Source organism: Streptomyces pactum (genome assembly GCF_016031615.1).
In the GTDB taxonomy this organism is placed as follows: domain Bacteria; phylum Actinomycetota; class Actinomycetes; order Streptomycetales; family Streptomycetaceae; genus Streptomyces; species Streptomyces pactus.
The window spans coordinates 1,991,814-2,010,540 of record NZ_JACYXC010000001.1; the positions used below are offsets into that span (position 1 = coordinate 1,991,814).

General features: G+C 76.7%; 13 protein-coding genes and 1 pseudogene. 5 read left to right on the forward strand and 9 right to left on the reverse strand.

What is annotated here, in order from left to right; genetic code table 11:
• Positions 1-72: 72 nt before the first annotated feature.
• The 4 genes from dnaG to IHE55_RS07825 all read right to left on the reverse strand — a co-directional run bounded on the left by dnaG (position 73) and on the right by IHE55_RS07825 (position 6,924).
• Positions 73-1,995, reverse strand: a complete 1,923-nt coding sequence (gene dnaG, locus IHE55_RS07810; protein WP_197988353.1) for a DNA primase — start codon at positions 1,993-1,995, stop codon at positions 73-75.
• On the reverse strand, positions 1,973-3,226 hold the full coding sequence (locus IHE55_RS07815) for an NAD(P)/FAD-dependent oxidoreductase (protein WP_197988354.1): 1,254 nt from the start codon (positions 3,224-3,226) through the stop codon (positions 1,973-1,975). The genes dnaG and IHE55_RS07815 overlap by 23 nt, the downstream gene beginning before the upstream one ends.
• A 594-nt stretch (positions 3,227-3,820) precedes the next feature.
• A complete protein-coding gene (locus IHE55_RS07820; protein WP_197991858.1) occupies positions 3,821-5,131 on the reverse strand; it encodes a deoxyguanosinetriphosphate triphosphohydrolase in 1,311 nt (436 codons plus the stop codon).
• Between the two features lie 836 nt (positions 5,132-5,967).
• Positions 5,968-6,924, reverse strand: a complete 957-nt coding sequence (locus tag IHE55_RS07825) for a sirohydrochlorin chelatase (protein ID WP_197988355.1) — start codon at positions 6,922-6,924, stop codon at positions 5,968-5,970.
• A 90-nt stretch (positions 6,925-7,014) separates the two neighbouring features.
• On the opposite strand from IHE55_RS07825, the pseudogene IHE55_RS07830 reads away from it, so the two are divergent.
• Positions 7,015-9,269 (forward strand): annotated as a pseudogene (locus IHE55_RS07830) (molybdopterin oxidoreductase family protein).
• A 70-nt stretch (positions 9,270-9,339) separates the two neighbouring features.
• On the opposite strand, the gene IHE55_RS07835 reads toward IHE55_RS07830, so the two are convergent.
• Positions 9,340-10,497: an MFS transporter gene (locus IHE55_RS07835; RefSeq protein WP_232266066.1), complete on the reverse strand. Its 1,158-nt coding sequence runs from the start codon at positions 10,495-10,497 to the stop codon at positions 9,340-9,342.
• 170 nt (positions 10,498-10,667) lie between these two features.
• Here IHE55_RS07835 and IHE55_RS07840 point away from each other — a divergent pair, with 170 nt between their 5' ends.
• On the forward strand, positions 10,668-11,087 hold the full coding sequence (locus IHE55_RS07840; RefSeq protein ID WP_197988357.1) for a MerR family transcriptional regulator: 420 nt from the start codon (positions 10,668-10,670) through the stop codon (positions 11,085-11,087).
• Positions 11,088-11,240: 153 nt separating this feature from the next.
• Here IHE55_RS07840 and IHE55_RS07845 read toward each other — a convergent pair whose 3' ends face one another.
• Together IHE55_RS07845 and IHE55_RS07850 are read right to left on the reverse strand one after the other, a co-directional pair.
• Entirely contained in the window at positions 11,241-12,500 is a 1,260-nt protein-coding gene (locus IHE55_RS07845; RefSeq protein ID WP_197991859.1) for a phosphatase PAP2 family protein, read from the reverse strand.
• A 430-nt stretch (positions 12,501-12,930) separates the two neighbouring features.
• Positions 12,931-13,821: a LysR family transcriptional regulator gene (locus tag IHE55_RS07850; RefSeq protein ID WP_197988358.1), complete on the reverse strand. Its 891-nt coding sequence runs from the start codon at positions 13,819-13,821 to the stop codon at positions 12,931-12,933.
• Between the two features lie 79 nt (positions 13,822-13,900).
• On the opposite strand from IHE55_RS07850, the gene IHE55_RS07855 reads away from it, so the two are divergent.
• The gene (locus IHE55_RS07855) at positions 13,901-14,917 is read left to right on the forward strand and encodes an EamA family transporter (RefSeq protein ID WP_197988359.1); all 1,017 of its coding nucleotides are present in this window, start codon (positions 13,901-13,903) and stop codon (positions 14,915-14,917) included.
• Positions 14,917-15,570: an NAD(P)-dependent oxidoreductase gene (locus IHE55_RS07860; protein ID WP_197988360.1), complete on the forward strand. Its 654-nt coding sequence runs from the start codon at positions 14,917-14,919 to the stop codon at positions 15,568-15,570. The genes IHE55_RS07855 and IHE55_RS07860 overlap by 1 nt, the downstream gene beginning before the upstream one ends.
• Positions 15,571-15,828: 258 nt before the next feature.
• On the opposite strand, the gene IHE55_RS07865 is transcribed toward IHE55_RS07860, so the two are convergent.
• Positions 15,829-16,806: an adenosine deaminase gene (locus tag IHE55_RS07865; RefSeq protein WP_197991860.1), complete on the reverse strand. Its 978-nt coding sequence runs from the start codon at positions 16,804-16,806 to the stop codon at positions 15,829-15,831.
• Between the two features lie 621 nt (positions 16,807-17,427).
• Between IHE55_RS07865 and IHE55_RS07870 the strand changes: the two genes are divergently transcribed.
• Positions 17,428-18,003: a GNAT family N-acetyltransferase gene (locus IHE55_RS07870; protein ID WP_197988361.1), complete on the forward strand. Its 576-nt coding sequence runs from the start codon at positions 17,428-17,430 to the stop codon at positions 18,001-18,003.
• Positions 18,004-18,325: 322 nt separating this feature from the next.
• On the opposite strand, the gene cutA is transcribed toward IHE55_RS07870, so the two are convergent.
• On the reverse strand, positions 18,326-18,649 hold the full coding sequence (gene cutA, locus IHE55_RS07875) for a divalent-cation tolerance protein CutA (RefSeq protein ID WP_197988362.1): 324 nt from the start codon (positions 18,647-18,649) through the stop codon (positions 18,326-18,328).
• Between the last annotated feature and the right edge of the window lie 78 nt (positions 18,650-18,727).

Consider the following 18,727-nt stretch of genomic DNA (forward strand, 5'->3'; position numbering starts at 1 on the left):
GGCGGGCGGGACGGGCGAGCGGGGCGGGGCGGGGGCGGGGGCGGGGGACCGGCCGTGGACCGGCCGCGGCGTTCAGAGCGCCGCCGCGCCCCGCTCGCGCAGCGACTGCCCGTACTGCTCCAGCACCCACAACTCGTTCTGCACGGCGGCCAGTTGCTGCGGATCGGCGTTCCGGCCGAGCCGGTGCAGGGTGCCGTGGACCTCGGCGATGCGCTGGTTGACCGCGGCCAGCCGGACCCCCACCAGCTGCACACCGGCGTACGCCTCGTCGGGGTCGCGGCGGGTGTGCAGCGGCTCCACGGCCAGCTCGGTGACCATGGCGCGCACCGTGTCGTCGGGGGCGGCGTCCCGGACCCGGGCGAGGTAGTCCCGGTCGGCCGCCGCGGCCCCGCCGGCGTCCTCGATGGCGCGGCGCACCGCGGCGTACGGCGGGGCGGTGAACTCGTCCACCCCGTACGCGTCGAAGGCCGGGGAGACCAGGTCGGGGCGCTGGAGGGCGAGCTTGAGCAGCTCCCGCTCGACCCGGTGGGCGGGGCTGCGCAGGTGGAGCGCGGGCCCGCGGGGGCCGGCCGGCGCCGGTGCGGTGGCCGGGGCGGACGGACGGCCGGGGGCGGCGGTACGGGGCCGGCCGTCGGCGCCCCGCCGGCCGGGGGCGGCGCCGCGCTCACGCGCCCGGCGGGCGAGCGTGGCGACCCGGTGCACCACGAACTGGGTGTCGAGGATGCCCAGCATGCCGGCGAGCGCCACCGCGTACCCGTGGCGGATGGCGGGGTCCTTGATCTGCGCGACGATCGGCGCGGCCTGTTCCAGCGCCGCCGCCTGGCCCTCCGGGGTGCCGACCTCGTGGTCGCCGACCACCGACCGCAGGGCGAACTCGAACAGCGGGGTGCTGGTCTCGATCAGCTTGGCCACGGCCTCGTCGCCCTGGTCGAGCCGGAGGTCGCACGGGTCCATGCCGCCGGGGCTGACCGCGATGGAGGTCTGCGCGGCGAACTTCTGGTCGTCCTCGAAGGCGCGCAGCGCGGCGCGCTGCCCGGCCGCGTCGCCGTCGAAGGTGAAGATCACCCGGGCCCGTGAGTTGTCCATCAGCAGCCGCCGGAGAATCTTGACGTGGTCCCCGCCGAAGGCGGTGCCGCAGGTGGCGATGGCGGTGGTGACCCCGGCGAGGTGGCAGGCCATGACGTCCGTGTAGCCCTCGACGACGACCGCCCGGCCGGACTTGGCGATGTCCTTCTTCGCCAGGTCGATCCCGTACAGGACCTGGGACTTCTTGTAGATCGGGGTCTCGGGGGTGTTGAGGTACTTGGGGCCGTTGTCGTCGTCGCGCAGCTTGCGGGCGCCGAAGCCGACGACCTCCCCGGAGATGTCCCGGATCGGCCACATCAGACGGCCCCGGAACCGGTCGATCGGGTTGCGGCGGCTCTCCTGGGCCAGGCCGGAGACGATCAGCTCCTTGTCGGTGAAGCCGCGTCCGCGCAGGTACCGGACGAGGTGGTCCCAGCCGGCCGGGCTGTACCCGACGCCGAAGTGCTGGGCGGCGGCCTGGTCGAACCCGCGCTCGGCGAGGAAGCGGCGGCCGATCTCGGCCTCCGGGCCGTCCAGCTGCTCGGCGTAGAACCGGGCCGCGGCCTTGTGCGCCTCGACGTAGCGGGTGCGGTCCCCCTGCTGGCGGCCGGGGGTGGCGCTGCCCTGCTCGTAGCGGAGGGTGATGCCGGCCTGGGAGGCGAGCCGTTCGATCGTCTCGGCGAACGACAGGTGGTCGACCTTCATCACGAAATCGACGGTGTCGCCGCCCTCCTGGCAGCCGAAGCAGTAGAAGAGTCCCTTGCTCGGGCTCACGTGGAAGGAGGGGGACTTCTCGTCGTGGAACGGGCACAGGCCCTTCAGGTTGCCGCCGCCGGCGTTGCGGAGCTGGAGGTACTCGGACACGACGGCGTCGATCGGGACCGCGTCCCGGACCGCCCGCACGTCGTCATCGTTGATCCTGCCTGCCACGGGTGAATTCTACGGCCGGGTCCGGGCGGGCGCCGGAGCGGATGAGCCGCTGGATGGACCCGGTGACCTCCCACACATTGACGTTCATGCCGGCCAGCACCCGTCCGTCGCGGGTCCAGAACGCGATGAACTCGCGCTTGCCCACGTCACCGCGGCAGATCACCTCGTCGTAGCTGCCGGGCGGGGCGTAGCCGGAGTACTCCATGCCCACGTCGTACTGGTCGGAGAAGAAGTAGGGCACCCGGTCGTAGCTGACGTCCTGGCCGAGCATGGCGCGGGCCGCCGCCGGACCGCCGTTGAGGGCGTTCGCCCAGTGCTCGACGCGCAGCCGGGTGTCGAGCATCGGGTGGTCGGCGGCGGCCACGTCACCGGCGGCGAAGATGTCCGGGTCCGAGGTGCGCAGGGCGGCGTCCACCACGACGCCGCCGCCGTGCCGGGGGTCGGCGGTCTCCAGCCCGGCGGCCTCGGCGAGCGCGGTGCGCGGCGCGGCGCCGATGGCGGCGAGCACGTCGTGCGCCGGGTGCTCCTCGCCGTCGGAGGTACGGGCGGCGAGCACCAGGCCGTCCTGCCCGACGATCTCGGTGAGCCGGGCGCCGAAGTGGAAGCGGACGCCGTGGTCCCGGTGGATCTCGGTGAACAGGGCGCCGATCTCGGGGCCGAGGACGCCGTGCAGCGGGGTGGGCTCCGGCTCGACGACGGTGACCTCGGCGCCGTAGCCGCGGGCCGCGGCGGCCACCTCCAGGCCGATCCACCCGGCCCCGGCGATCACCAGCTGGCCGTTCTCCCGGCCCAGTGTGGCGAGCACCCCGCGCAGCCGCTCGGCGTGGGCCAGCCGGCGCAGGTGGTGGACGCCGGCCAGGTCGGTGCCGGGGATGTCCAGCCGCCGGGGTTCGGCGCCGGTGGCGAGGAGCAGCCGGTCGTAGTGGATGCGGGTGCCGTCGCCGAGGATGACCGCCTTGGCGGCGCGGTCCAGCCGGACCGCGGGCTGGCCGAGGTGGAGCTCGATGTGCGCCCGGGCGTACCAGGCGGGCTCGTGGACGAAGAGGCTGCCGCGGTCGCCGTCGCCGGTCAGGAACCCTTTCGACAGGGCGGGACGCTCGTAGGGGTGGTCGCGTTCGTCACAGATGAGTATCACCCGGCCGGTGAAGCGCTCCGCCCGGAGGGTTTCGGCCGCCTTGGCTCCGGCCAGGCCTCCTCCGACGATGACGAATGTCCGGTGTGCGTCCACCACGTGTTGCCTCCTCGCCGCCGCGCGCAGTCCTGCGTACGGCCTACCGGCTGGTCATGTGTTCCCTCGTGAGCGTCCCGCACCGGACGGGCCGGAAGGAAGAGGCCGTACCCCGGATGGGCCAGGGGCCACGGGTGCGACCGAGCCTGCTGTGAGGGGTGGTGCAGGGTCGGGGACGGGTTCGGCGGGGGGCATGGTGGTGGGTTCGGCGGGGGGCGTGGTGGCGGGTTCACCGGGGCGTGGCGGGTTCGGCGGGCTTGGCGGGTTCGGCGGGGGGCGTGGCGGGTTCGGTGGAGGCTCGTGGGTTGACCTCGTGGCGGGTTCGGCGATGTGGCCCGGCCCCGCGCGGTGGCCCGACCGGCGGGGAGCCGGTGCCGGTGCGGCCGGCCCGCCGCTGCCGCTGCCCGCCCCGGGGCACGACCGGCCGGAGGAGGAGAGGACCGGTACGGCCGGGGCACACGGACCGGTACGGGCAGGACGCGACGGCCCGGGCAGGGCCCCGGGGCCACGGACCCGTACGGCCCGGGGCCCACGGACCCGTACGGGCCCGACGCGACGGCCTCGGGGGCGGGCCGGAACCCACCGCCCGGGGGCGGGTCAGCCGCTCGGGGGCCGGGTGAGGCGGGCGTGCAGGGAGCGGGCCGAGGCGTCGGTGAGCGAGGCGATCTGGTCCACGATCACCCGCAGCCGCTCGGCGTCGCCGCCGGCCCGGGCGTACAGGGTGCGGAACTGCGGGTCCAGCCCGTCGGGGGCGCGGGCCACCAGCCGCTCGCCCAGCTCCGCGATGATCACCCGCTGTTCCGCCCGGATCAGCTCCTGGTCCTCGCGCTGCATCACGTACCGGTCGGCGACGGCTTTCAGGACCGCGCACTCCAGCCGGGTGGCCCGCGGCACCACCAGGTCGGCGCGGTAGCGGGTGAGCCGCCCGGTGCCCCAGACGGCGCGGGTGGCGGCCTCGGCGGCGAGGCAGAAGCGGCCGATCAGCTGGCTGGTGGCGTCCTTGAGGCGGGCCTGGGCCACCGCGGTGCCGTCGTAGCCGTGCGGCCACCACTCCTGGTCCAGCAGCCGGTCCAGCGCCTCGGCCAGTTCCTCCGGGTCCGCCCCGGGCGCGTACCGGTGGGCGGCGACCGCGAACACCTCGCGCCGCTCGGGTTCGGCGAGCAGACAGGCCGGGTCCAGGTGGCCGGCGTGCAGGCCGTCCTCCACGTCGTGCACCGAGTACGCCACGTCGTCGGCCCAGTCCATGATCTGCGCCTCGAAGCAGGTGCGTCCGGCCGGCGCCCCCTGCCGGACCCACCGGAAGACCGGCATGTCGTCCTCGTAGACGCCGAACTTCCCCGACGCCGGGTCGGTGGGGTGCCCGCCCCGGGGCCAGGGGTACTTGGTGGCGGCGTCCAGGGCGGCCCGGGTCAGGTTCAGGCCCACGCTCACCGGTTCGCCCGTTTCCTGGTCGGCGATGAACCGCTTGGGCTCCAGCCGGGTGAGCAGCCGCAGCGACTGAGCGTTCCCCTCGAAGCCGCCGCAGCCGGCCGCGACCTCGTGCAGGGCCCGCTCGCCGTTGTGCCCGAACGGCGGGTGCCCCAGGTCGTGGGCGAGGCAGGCCACCTCCACCAGATCCGGGTCACCGCCCAGCGCGGCACCCAGCTCCCGCCCGATCTGGGCGCACTCCAGGGAGTGGGTCAGCCGGGTCCGGGGGGTGGCGTCCCAGGAGTGCGGGCTGGTGCCCGGCGTGACCACCTGCGTCTTCCCGGCCAGCCTGCGCAGCGCGGCGGAGTGCAGCACCCGGCCGCGGTCGCGCTGGAAGGCGGTGCGGCCCGGCCGCTTGTCCGGTTCCGGCGCCCAGCGCTCGACATCGGAGGCGTGGTAGCCCTGCGGGCCGGGCCCCCACGGCTCCTCGGAGACGAACATCTCGGTGGCCGCCACGGCCGGTGCGGGAGTCCCGGCGGCGTCGGCCGCAACGGCCGCAACGGCCGCGCCGGTTCCGCCGTTCCCGCCGTTCCCGCCGGACGGTGCCGGGGTCCCCGCCCCGCCCGTCCCGCCGGCCGCTGCGGGGGAACCGGTCCCGACGGCCCCGGGGGCTCCGTCGCTCCCACCGCCCGGTACCGCCGCGGTGCCCTCCGCTCCCCCACCGGTACGGGTGCCGGCCGGCCCGGTACCCGTACCGGTGCGGGTGCTGCCGGTGCGGGCGGTGCCTGCGCGGGCGCCGGTGGTGGTGCTGCCAGTGACGGTTGCGCCGGGTGTCTCGGCCGCCCCGGTCGCCCCGGTGGCGCCGGGCCCCGCGGCCGCGTCGGTGCGGGTGGCGTCCGGCCCGGTGCCGCCCTCGCCCTCCCCGGCAGGGGCGGTGGCGCCGGGGGCGGTCCCGGTGTCGCTGGTGGCCAGCGTGCCGGTGAGGTCGAACGTCGGCGCCGGCTCGTCCGGCCGGGGGCCCGTGGACCGCGCCGGTCCCGGCGGGACGACCGGGCCCGGAACCTCCGGGTCCGCGGCGCCACCCGGGCCGCCCGGCTCGTCCGGTCGGTCCGGGGCGTCGGGGCCGGCGGGTCCGGGACCGGGGCCTGCCTCGGGGGCCGGGCCGCCGGGAGCGGCGCCGGCCCGGTCCGTTCCGGTACGGCCCGGGCCGCCGGCCTCGGGGCGGGTGCGGCCCGGGTCACCGGTGCCGTTCCGGCCGTCGGGTCCGCCCCGGCCGCCGGATCCCTCGCCGTGTCCGTCGTGTCCTGCGGGATCGGGTGCCGTCGGTGAAATCCCGTTCATGCACCGACGGTAACCGGCTCTCCGGCAGGTATGCCGGTGAGCGCCTCCGTGTAGCGGTGCAGGACGAGCCGGGCGAGCGCCGGGTGATCACCCAGCGGTGCGGCGGCGGTGCCCGGCGCGGCGGCGGCGCACCGGGCCGGGAACCACCCGGGGGCGACGAAGCAGGAGGCCACCGCGATCCGGGTGCGGCCGAGGGCGGTGAGCGCCCGGACCGCACCGGCGACCGTGGGGGCGTCCGGCCCGCCGGCGCTCGCGTAACCGGGGAGCACCGGGACCCCGCCGAGCCGCCGGGACAGCAGCGCGGCGGTGGCGGCGGTGTCCCGGCCGGACTCGGGGTCCCGGGACCCGGCCGCCGCCAGCACCACCCCGGCCCCCGGCGGTGCCGGGTCCGGCCAGCCGGCCTCGGCCAGCCGGGCGTGCAGCGCCTCGGCGAGCAGCGGGTGCGGCCCGAGGGGGCGGGCGGTCCGCAGCACCAGGCCGCGGTCCGCCCCCGCGGCGAGGGCCGCCGCCGCGAGGGCCGGCAGGTCCCGCTTGACGTGGTGCCCGCGGGAGAACAGCAGCGGCACCAGGACCGCCTCGCCGCGCAGGGTGGCGAGGGTGTCCGCGAGCGGCGGCCGGTCGATCCCGAGGTGGCCGAGGCGTACCGGCAGGCCGGGGCGGAGCGCCCGGACCCGCGCCAGCAGCGCGGTCACCGTGCGCAGCGCCCGCGGGTCGTGGCTGCCGTGGGCGACGGCGACCAGGACCGGGGCGGGCCGGCGGCGGCCGGGCGGGGGCGGGGCGGCCGGGAGCGGCGCCGGGCCGCGCGCCGGCCGGGTCCGCCGGGGGCGCGGCCGGGCGGCGTACGGGGCGGCGGGGGGCGGGGGTGGGGCGGGGCCGTCATGGCGGGCGAGCCTGGCAGCGCCGCGTTGCCCGGCGGTTGCGGCCGGGCTGCCGGCACGTTTCGCGCGCTTCACAGCGGCTCCGGGGCCGCGCTGAGGCGCATGTACCGGGCACGTAACACGGCCGGGCGGCGGGCGTAACACGGGCGGCGCACGCTGCCGGGCATGAGCGAGGTCACCGACACCCACTGCCCGTACTGCTCCCTCCAGTGCGGGATGTCGCTGCGCCCCTCCGGGACGGCCGGCAGCGGGCCGGGGGCGGTGCCGCTGGAGGTGGTGGAGCGGCCCTCGTTCCCGGTCAACCGGGGCGCGCTGTGCGGCAAGGGGCGCACCGCCCCGGCGGTGCTCGCGGCCGGGGCGCGGCTGACCCGGCCGCTGGTCCGCCGCGCCGGCCGGCTGACGCCGGCCACCTGGGAGGAGGCGCTGGCGGCGGTGGCCCGGGGGCTGCTGCGGACCCGCGCCCGGTACGGGCCGGACGCGGTGGCGGTGTTCGGCGGCGGCGGGCTGACCAACGAGAAGGCGTACGCGCTCGGCAAGTTCGCCCGGGTGGTGCTGCGCACCTCGCAGATCGACTACAACGGCCGTTTCTGCATGTCCTCGGCGGCGGCCGCGCAGACCCGGGCGTTCGGCCTGGACCGCGGGCTGCCGTTCCCGCTGGCGGACGTCTCCCGGACCGGGTGCCTGGTCCTGGTGGGCTCCAACCTCGCCGAGACCATGCCGCCGGCGCTGCGCCACCTCACCGAGCTGCGGGAGAACGGCGGCACGCTGGTCGTGGTGGATCCGCGCCGCACCCGCACCGCGGAGCAGGCCGACCTCCATCTGGCGCCCCGGCCGGGCACCGATCTGGCCCTGGCGCTGGGCATGCTCCACCTGGTGGTGGCCGAGGGGCGGGTGGACGAGGCGTTCGTGGCGGCGAGGACCCGCGGCTGGGCCGCCGCGCGGGCGGCGGCGATGGCGCACTGGCCGGAACTGGTGGAGCGGATCACCGGGGTCCCGGTGCCGGACCTGCGGCGGGCGGTGGAGCTGTTCTGCGGCGCCGGGAGCGCCATGGTGCTCACCGCGCGGGGGCCGGAGCAGCAGTCCAAGGGGACCGACACGGTGGGCGCGTGGATCAACCTGTGCCTGGCCACCGGGCGCGCCGGCCGGCCGTACTCCGGTTACGGCTGCCTGACCGGCCAGGGCAACGGGCAGGGCGGCCGGGAGCACGGCCAGAAGGCCGACCAGCTGCCCGGATACCGCAAGCTGACCGATCCGGCGGCCCGGGCCCACGTCGCCCGGGTGTGGGGGGTGGACCCGGCGGCGCTGCCCGGGCCGGGGCGCAGCGCGTACGAACTGCTGGACGCGCTCGGCGGTGACCCGGCGGCCGGGGGCATCCGGTCGCTGCTGGTGATGGGCTCCAACCCGGTGGTCTCCGCGCCCCGCGCCGCCCATGTGGAGGGGCGGCTGCGGTCGCTGGACCACCTGGCGGTGGCGGACGTGGTGCTCTCCGAGACGGCGGCCCTGGCGGACGTGGTGCTGCCGGTGACCCAGTGGGCGGAGGAGACCGGCACCATGACCAACCTGGAGGGCCGGGTGGTGCTGCGCCGCGCGGCCCTGGCGCCGCCGCCCGGGGTCCGCTCCGACCTGGAGGTCCTGCACGGCCTGGCGGCGCTGCTGGGCCGGGCGGAGGGCTTCCCCACCGATCCGGAGGAGGTCTTCGAGGAGCTGCGCCGGGCGTCGGCGGGCGGACCGGCGGACTACTCGGGGATCACCTACCGGCGGATCGCGGCGGAGGACGGGGTCTTCTGGCCCTGCCCGGCGACGGCCGGCCCGCCGGACGAGCCGGGGGAGCCGGGGACGCGCCGGACGCGCCGGACGGGCCGGGGGACGGGCTGCCGGGCGGCGGGGCGGACCGCCGGCCGCCGCAGGCACCCGGCGGCGCGGTCGGCGCCCCCGGCGGGAGGCGGCCGCACCCGGGCACCCCGCGGCTGTTCCTCGACCGCTTCGCCACCGAGGACGGCCGGGCCCGTTTCGTCCCGGTCGGCCACCGCCCGGCGGCCGAGGAGCCGGACGCCGACTTCCCCGTGCTGCTCACCACCGGCCGGGTGCTCGCGCAGTACCAGTCGGGGGCGCAGACCCGCAGGGTGGCGGAGCTGAACGCCGCCGCGCCGGGCCCGTTCGTCCAGCTCCACCCGCTGCTCGCGGAGCGGCTCGGCGCGGCCGAGGGGGACCTGGTGGCGGTGGTCTCCCGCCGCGGCCGGGCGGTGGGGCCGGCCCGGATCAGCCGGGACATCCGGCCGGACACGGTGTTCATGCCCTTCCACTGGGCGGGCGAGGGCCGGGCGAACAACGTCACCAACCCGGCCCTCGACCCGACCTCCCGGATGCCGGAGTTCAAGGTGTGCGCGGTACGCCTGGAGCGGGTGGCCGGCGGCTCCTGAGCGCCCACGGGCCGCCCCGGGCCGTGGCGCGCGTCCGGCGTGACCGGTACGCCCGGTGGCGGGCCGTCCGTCACCCGCCGGTGCCCGGCCGCCGGGCCGGGAAGCCGTGGGCGCGGGCGCCGGCCACCACAGCCAGCACCGGGATCAGCAGCGCCACCACGGACCAGGGCAGCGAGCGGGGGCCGAACCCGTCGAGCAGGACGCCGCCGACCACGCCGCCCGCGGCCATGGCCACGTTCCACAGGGTGACCAGCATGGCCTGGGCACCGTCGGCGGCCTCCTCTCCGCCGGCGTCGCCCGCGGCCGTCTGGAGCAGGGTGGGGATGCCGCCCCAGCCCAGGCCCCACAGCACCACCGCGGCGTACACCAGGGCGGGGGTGCCGGCGTCCACCGCCAGCAGCCCGGCCGCGACCGCGACCAGCACCGTGCCGGCGAGGGTCAGCGCCCGCAGCCCTCGGTGGATGCCGGCGCCCACCACCCAGATGCTCACCAGCGACGCCGCGCCGAAGGCGAGCAGCACCAGGTCGGCGGAGCCGCCCATGCCCATCCGCTCCAGGAAGGTGGCGATGTAGGCGTACAGCACGGTGTGGGCCAGGACGAAGACCAGGGTGACGAGGAGGACCGGCACCACGCCCGGGACCCGCAGGGCCCCCAGCATCGGGGCCCGGCCCTCCGGGCGCTCCCCGGGGCGGTCCGGGACCGCCGCGGCGATCCAGCCGAGCAGGGCGACGGTGAGGGCGGTGGTGCTCCAGAACGCCGCCCGCCAGCCCACGGTCTCCCCGAGGAAGGTGCCTGCCGGCACGCCCAGGGAGAGGGCGACCGGGATGCCGGCCATGGCGACCGCGATCGCCCGGCCCGCCAGCCGGTCCGGCACCAGGCTGCGGGCGTAACCGGCCAGCAGCGCCCAGGCCACGCCGGCCGCGACGCCGGCGAGGAACCGGGCCACCATGGTCAGCGCGTAGGCGCCGGAGACGGCGGTGACCGTGTTGGCGACGGCGAATCCGGCCATCGCGGTCAGCAGCAGCCGCTTCCGCCGCCAGCCGGCGGTGGCCGCGGTCAGCGGGATCGCGGTGAGGGCGGTGCCCAGGGCGTAGACGGTCACCGTCTGGCCCGCCGCGGACTCCCCGACGCCCAGGTCGCCGCTCATCCCGGGCAGCAGACCCGCGGGCAGCGTCTCGGTGAGGCTGGTGACGAAGACGGCGGTGGCGAGCGCCGACAGCGCCGCCATGGGCAGCCGGGCCTCACCGTCGGACGTACGGTCGTTCGCGCCCGCCGCGGCTCCCGGCTCTGAACCGGCGGACGGGTGCTGCGAGATGGTGGTGTGAGTCGTCATGTCGCGTATGCTCAAACCCTCACACTGATGTGAAGGTCAAACCCTCTGGATGTGAGGTGGCGCACATGCGCATCGGTGAGCTGTCGGAGCGCACCGGCACTCCCCGCAGGCTGCTGCGGTACTACGAGGAACAGGGGCTCATCGTCGCCGAGCGTGCCCCCAACGGCTACCGCGAGTACGAGGAGTACAACGTGGACCGGGTGCTCCAGATCCGGGGCCTGCTCGACGCCGGGCTGCCCACCCGCATCATCAAACAGATCCTGCCCTGCCTCAACAAGCCCCGGGTGATCCACTTCCAGGACGCCACCCCGGAGATGCTCGCCACGCTGGAGCACGAACGCGACCGGATGACCGAGCGGATCCGCTGTCTGGAGCGGAACCGGGACGCGATCTCGGAGTACCTCGACGTGGTGCGTGCCAACCGCCGCCCCGAGACCGGGTCCGTGACCATCCCCGAGACCGTCGCCGGACTCCGCAGCGCCTGACGGCCCGGGCCACCCGGCGGCCCCGGGGCGCCCGGACGGAGTGCCCGGCGGGCCGGGCGCCCGGCCGGGACGGCCCACGGTCCCGGGCGCCCGGCGGGACGCCGGCGGTCCCGGGCGCCGCGTCCGTCGTGCGCGGGGCCAGGGACCGTGGGGTCACGCCGGTTCGGGTTGCGGTTCCGGCCGCGGCACCGGGGCCGCCTCCGGCTGCCAGGCCCGGGTGGTGCGGAGGTAGGCGTGGATCACCGAGGCCATCGCCAGCAGCATCAGCGGTCCGGCCAGCCACGGGTGGTCGGCCATCTCCACCGGCAGGAAGCGGTACGAGACCAGCAGCGCGGCGAAGACCACCGTGCCGTGCGCGACCAGCTGGATGCCCGACCGGTCCCAGCCGCGGTCGTACGCGCGCAGGGCCGCCTCGACGGTGAGCGCGAAGACCACGCCGGCGATCAGGTCCACGCCGTAGTGGTAGCCGAAGCCCAGCGTCGCGCCGAGCGTGGCGACCAGCCAGAAGGTTCCCGCGTACCGCAGCAGGCGGGGGCCGGTCCGGGTGTGGATGAAGATCGCCACCGCCCACGCGGTGTGCAGGCTGGGCATGCAGTTGCGGGGGGTGAGTTCGTCGTAGGGCACCGGGCCGGGGGTGCCGATCACCGGCAGCGTGTCCGGCCACACGTTGACCACGGCCCACTCCACGCCGCCGGTGCCGGAGGTGCCCGGGCCGTAGGCGAAGATCGGCCCGACCACCGGGAAGATCATGTAGAAGGCCGGCCCCAGGAGGCCGATCAGCAGGAAGGTGCGCACCAGGTGGTGGCGCGGGAAGCGGCGCTCGGTGCCCACCTTCCGCAGCTGGTACAGCGCGACGACGACCGCGGCGACCGCCAGCTCGGCGTAGACCCAGTCGAGGAGGTGGGTGCCGATCGGTTCGGTGGCCCGGAGCAGCCGGCCGGCCACCCAGGACGGGTTGCCCAGGGCGTGGTCGGCGGTGGCCAGGTAGGGGTCGAGCACGTCCGGGCGGGTCTTGGCGGTGATCGCCAGCCAGGTGTCACCGGTCTTGCGGCCGGCCACCAGCAGCAGGCCCAGCCCGACGCCCTTCAGCAGCAGCATCCGCTCCCGTCCGGTGCGGCGGGTGACCGCGATGACCCCGCAGCCGAGCATCACCCACAGCGCACCGTTGCCGAAGAGGTGGTCGGCGTCCATCCCGGTGCCGGCGGCCCACCGGCCCAGCACGAAGACGATGTCGATGCCGATCGCGGCCCCCGCGGCGATGAACCGCTGCCGCCAGGTGAGGACCACCATCATCAGCGCCAGTCCGCCGTACAGCGGCCCGGGCTTAGGCGGGAAGACGATCTCCCGCACCTGGGTGGTGACCGGCCCCGGCACCCCGGCGTGGCGGCGGGCGACGACCTCCAGCGCGATCATGAACCCCAGCGTCACCACACCCACCGCGATCCAGAGGATGACCCGCGGCTCACGCCAGGCGACGCCTTTTATTCTTCGGTTTATTCGCGAAAACACCCGCGATGCTATAGGTATCAATTCTCTGGCCGATTGTTAGACGGTGGCTGGGCAGGTCACTCCCCCCGCCGGAGAGCGGACTCTCCGCTTCTCCCGGTGGAGGACTGCGGTGAGGGCGCTTGTTCGACGTCCGATCATGCCATCGTCCGCCGTACCGGCGGTCCGGCCGGTCGCGGTCGGTACGCGGGCCGGGCCCGCCGGTCACGGAGGGTTGCGCACCGGGCCCGTTCAGCACCCCGCCCGTGCCGCCCCGGTGCCGCACGGCCGGCGTCGTACCCCGCACCCCGCCGGGAGGTGCCCCGGCCCGGGACCCAGGATCCGGGGGGAGCCCCGGTCAGGGGGCGTGCCCGTCCGGGACGGGGATGCCGAGCTGGGTGAGGAAGGCGGTCGCCGCCGGGGTGCGGCCGAAGCGGCTCCAGACCGCGTACTCGACGCGGGCCGGCGCGTCGGAGACCTCGACGGTGACGACGCCGGCGAGCTGCGGCACATAGGCCGAGGGCAGCATGGCCACGCCCAGGCCCTGTCCGACGAGCCGGGCGATGAAGTCCGCGTTGGTCACCTCGAAGGCGACGTCGCGGCTGAGGCCGGCGGCGGCGAACGCCTGGTCGGACTGTTCGCGCCCGGCCGTCCCGGCGGGCAGGTCCACGAACACCTCGCGGGAGAGGCGGCGCAGGTCCACCACCGGTTCGCCGGCGAGCGGATGGTCCGGCGCGACCACGGCGACGAGCCGGCCGCGGGCGAGTTCGTGCGCCGCCACCCCGCCGGGCCGGGCGGTGGTCGGCAGCCCGAGGAACGCCACGTCGAGGGCCCCCTCCCCCACCTGCTCCATCAGGTCCTCGCTGGCGCCCACCCGCAGGCTGATCCGCACCCGCGGGTACCTGCCGCGGAAGTCCCGCAGCGCCCCCGCGACATCGACCGCCGCCACCGTGGGGATCAGGCCCACGGCGAGCCGCCCGCGCACCTCCCCCACGGCCGCGGCGACCTCCGCGGCGGCGCGCTCGGCGGCGTCCAGGCACTGCCGGGCGGCCGGCAGGAACGCCGCGCCGGCCGGCGTCAGCCGCACCCGCCGGCTGGTGCGCTCGAAGAGCCGGGCGCCCAGCTCCTTCTCCAGCCGGGCGATCTGGTGGCTGAGCGCGGACTGGACGACCAGACACCGCTCGGCGGCCCGGGTGAAGCTGTTCGTCTCGGCGACGGCGATCACGTAGCGCATCTGCTGGAGCTCCATGGATCCATCGTGATACGTGATCGATGAGCTGACAAACATGTGTTGGACTCATTGATCGTCCGGACCCGAGACTGCGTGCATGACACGTCCACCAGCGCCGGAGGTCTCCGGCGGAACCGGCGGCGGCGCGCTCCGGGGAACTGCGGCCCGCACCGCCGCGACGGCATTCGCCCCCTTGGCGTGGGGCACCACCTACCTCGTCACCACCGAATTCCTCCCGTCCGGGCACCCGTTGTTCGCGGGGCTGCTGCGGGCGCTGCCGGCCGGGCTGGTCGCGCTGGCGATCTCCCGGACGCTGCCGCGCGGGGCCTGGTGGGGGAAGGCCGCGGCGCTCGGTGTGCTCAACATCGGGCTGCTCTTCCCCCTGCTGTTCATCGCGGCCGAACGCCTGCCGGGCGGGGTGGCCGGGACGCTGGCGGCGGCCCAGCCGCTCGCCGTCGCCCTGCTGGCCGCCCCGGTCCTCCACCAGCGCCCCTCGGCCTGGCACCTGGCCTGGGGGGTGGCCGGGATGGCCGGCGTCGGCCTGGTGGTGATCGGCCCGGAGGCGGCGCTCGACCCGGTCGGGGTCGTGGCGGGCCTGGGCGGCGCCGCGTCGATGGCCCTGGGCCTGACCCTCACCAAGCGGTGGGGGCGGCCCGCGGGGGTCGGCCCCACCGCGTTCGCCGGCTGGCAGCTCACCGCGGGCGGCCTGTTCCTGCTGCCCGTCACCGCCCTGGCGGAGGGGGCCCCGCCGTCGATCGGGCCGTCCGCCGCGCTGGGGTACCTCTGGCTGGGCTCGGCCGGAGGGCTGATCGCCTACGTGCTGTGGTTCCGCGGCATCGGCTCCCTGCCGGTCAACTCCGTGGCGGTCCTGGTGCTGCTCTCCCCGCTGGTCGCCGCCGGGCTCGGGGCGGCCGTGCTGGGCCAGACGCTCGGGCCCGTCCAGCTCCTGGGCTTCGGACTCTCGCTCGCCGCGATCGGCGCGGGACAGCTTCCCCCGCCGACCCGTTCCTCCCGTTCCGCCTCACCCCCACCGTCCTCAGCGCCCTCCACACCCTCAACAACGTCCTCACCGTCCTCAACGTCCTCAACGTCCTCAACGAAAGGAACGTCCTGATGAAGATCGTCGTCGTAGGAGCCGCGGGCATGGTCGGCTCACGAGTCGTCGGCGAGGCCGCGCGCCGGGGCCATGACCTGCTCGCGGTGTTCCGCCGCACGCGACCGGCCGAGCTGCCGCCCGGCGTGACCGCCGTCGAGGGGGACGCCGACGAGCCCGGCCGGCTGGCCGAGGTCTTCCGCGGCGCCGACGCGGTCGTGGCCGCGACCCGCCCGGCCCCCGGGGACGAGCACACCTTCCCCGCGACCACCACCGCGCTGCTCGACGCGGCCGCCGCCGCCCGGACCCGCGTCCTCGTGGTCGGCGGCGCCGCCCCGCTGGAGATACCCGGCGACCCCGGCCGCACCGTCCTGGACAGCCCCGTGTACGTACCCCGGCAGTACCGGGACATCGCCGCGGCCAGCGCCGCCCAGCTGGAGACCTGCCGGGCCCATCCGGCCGCCGATTGGGTCTACCTCAGCCCGCCCGCCGTCCTGGAGCCGGGTGAGCGCACCGGCGCGTACCGGCGCGGTACCACCACCCTGCTCACCGAGGCCGACGGCACCTCCCGGATCTCGGCCGAGGACCTCGCGGTCGCCGTCCTGGACGAGCTGGAACAACCGAGCGGGGAGCGGCACTTCACCGTCGCCCGCCGGGACCCGGCCGGCGGCTGACCACGGCCGGGGCGCACGGACCGGCGGGGCCGCGGTACGGGGCCCGGCACCCCGCCGATGCCGACGCCGGTACCGGGAACGCGGGACGGCACCAGCGCCCGGTACGGGCCCGTGCCGCGGTACGGCACCACGTACCGATACGGCACCCGCGCCCCGGGACGGCTCCGCGCCGCGGCGGCGACGGCCTGCCCCGGTGGCGACGGCCCGCCACGGCGCGGGACGGCACCGGCGGCGCGGGCGCGCGGCGGGGTTCCGGGATCAGTCGCGGTGCGCGTCCACCTCCGCCAGGTACCGGGCGCGGGTCTCCTCGTCCAGGAAGGAGGCGCGGAAGGAGTTGCGGGCCAGGGTCCGCAGCGTTTCCGCGTCCAGGCCGAGCGCGTCGCGCACCGCGGTGAAGTTGTCGTCCACGTAGCCGCCGAAGTAGGCCGGGTCGTCGGAGTTCACCGTCACCAGCAGACCGGCCTCCAGCATCGCGGGCAGCGGGTGGTCGGCCAGCCGGTCCACCACCCGCAGCCGCAGGTTGGACAGCGGGCAGACGGTCAGCGGCACCTGGTCCGCCGCCAGCCGGGCGACCAGCTCGGGGTCCTCCATGGACCGCACCCCGTGATCCACCCGGTCCACGCCGAGGACGTCCAGCGCCTCCCACACGTAGGCCGGCGGCCCCTCCTCACCGGCGTGCGCCACACACTTCAGTCCGGCCTCCCGGGCGCGCCGGTACACCTCCCGGAACGCCGCCGGCGGGTGGCCCACCTCGGCCGAGTCCAGGCCCACGGCGGCGATGCGGTCCAGGTACGGGCGGGCCGACTCGAAGGTGGCCAGCGCCGCCTCGGGGCCCTCGTCCCGCAGGAAGCACATGATCAGGCGGGTGGTGATGCCGTGCCGCCGGGGCGCCGCGTCCAGCGCGCGGGTGAGCCCGTCGACGACCGTGCCGACGGGCACGCCACGGGCGGTGTGCGCCTGCGGGTCGAAGAAGATCTCGGCGTGCCGCACGCCCTGCCGCCGGGCCCGGGCCAGATAGGCGTCGGCGAGGTCGGCGAAGTCGTCCTCGGTACGGAGCACCGCCATCAGCGCGTAGTACAGGTCGAGGAAGGACTGCAGGTCGGTGAAGGAGTACGCGGCGCGCAGCTCCTCCTCGGTCGCGAACGGCAGCACCACGCCGTTGCGCTCGGCGAGCGCGAACGCCAGCGACGGCTCCAGGGTCCCCTCGATGTGCAGGTGCAGTTCCGCCTTGGGCAGGACGGCGGCCGGGGAGCCGGCGGGCTCGGGGGCCGTGCCGGGGGGGCGGCTGCGGGGGGCCGTGCCGGGGGGCGGCGTCGGGGGGCCGCGGGGGTCGCGTCGGCGGGGGCTTCGGGGGTGGAGGGACACGGCGGGCTGCACCTGTTCTGCGGGGTCGTCGGACCGGCCGGGGCCGGTCGCCGGTGGGGCGAAAGCCCAGGATAGGCGGGCTGCGGCGGTGCACCCCGGTCACCCCGGGCCCCGGCGCCCCGAGCCCTTGGGCACCCCCGGGCCGCCCCCGGCCGGGAGGCGCCCTGGCGTCCCGCGCGCCCGCCCGGTGCGGTCCGGCGCCCGGTCCGCCCGCACCGTGCCGCGTGCCCCTCGGCGCGGCCGGGCGCCCCGCGACGGTGCCCCCGGCCCCCTGCCCCCGTCCGCGCCCGGCTCCCGCTGCACCCCGGCCACCTGCGACACCCGACACCTGCGACCGCACCGCGGCCGCGCGTCCGTCCGGTGTGCGGGGAGGGAGACCCGGGACCGAGGGCAGCCGCGTGCCCGCCCGGTGCGGTCCGGCGCCCGGGTCCGAGCCGCGCCCGGTACGGGCCGCGCCGGGTCCGGGCCGTGGGGTTGGCTAGGCTGCCGGCCATGAATCCGGCCCTGACCAGCGGTGTGAACGGTGGACCCGCCCTCCTCGACGCGGAGGCGCTGACCTCCGGCCCGGAGCGGGAAGCCTGGTTCGCGGAGTCGGCGCACCGGATCCTGGCGGATCTGGTCCGGGGCGGTGCCGCGCTGGGCTGGGTCGAACCGCCCTCGCCGGACGAGGTGACGGACCTCCTCGGCCGGGTCCTCACCGCGGTACGGGCCGGGGACGCGTCCCTGCGCGCCGCCTGCCTCGGCCACCGGCTGGTCGGGCTGGGGTACTGGCAGCGCTACACCCGGCCGACGCACCGGCCGCACGCCGACCTGGAGAAGCTCGCGGTGGACACCGCCGCCCAGGGCCGTGGGGTCGGCCGGGCGCTGACCGCCGCCCTGATCGCCGACGCCCGGGAGGCCGGGGTCGAGGTCCTCACCCTGGACGCCCGGGGGGACAACACCGGGGCCCTCCGCCTGTACCGGTCACTGGGCTTCACCGAGTACGGCCGGCTGCCCCGCTTCGTCGCCGTCGGCGAACGCCGCTACGACAAGGTCTTCTGCATGCTGGACCTCCGCCGGCCCGCCTGACCGCCGTCACCGCCGGACGCCCTCCACCCCGGCACTCCGGCACCTCGCACCCGCACCGGGCACCCCGGCAAGCCCCGGCATACCGACGAGCGCGTCCCGGCGCCATGTACGGCGGGCCGGCGCTCGCCACCCCGTACGGCAGGCCACCGGCCCGCGCGGTGGGCGGTGGGCCGGCGGACCACCGTCTCCCGGACACGGTGAGCGCGGCACGCGCACCGGCCACGGGCCGCCGGGCGGGTTCCGCCGACCGCCGGTCGGGGCCGGCCGGCCGCGGGACGGGGTCGGCCGGCCCGGGCACGGTCCCGCGACGGCACGGGCACCCCTAGCTGATGGTGGTCTGCTCCACCACCCAGCCCAGGTATGCCTCGCTGCCGTGTGTCACCGGCAGGCCGATGATCTCCGGGTTGTCGTAGTCGTGGGCGTCGCGGATGTGCGCCTCCAACTCGTCGTAGCGGGCGGTGGTGGTCTTGAACAGCACCTGCCACTCCGACTCGGTCTCCACGATGCCCTGCCACCGGTAGACCGAGGTCACCGGCTGGCTGATCTGCGCACACGCCGCGAGCCGCGCCTCCACCGCCCCGCGGGCCAGCGCCTCCGCCTTCTCGGGACTGTCGGTGGTGGTCAGTACGGCCAGGTAGTCCGCCATGCCGTTCGTCCTCTCCTCCCGTGCCCGCGCGCCGTCCGGCCGGCGCGTCCCGGCGGCTCCCACGCTAGCCCGCCGCCG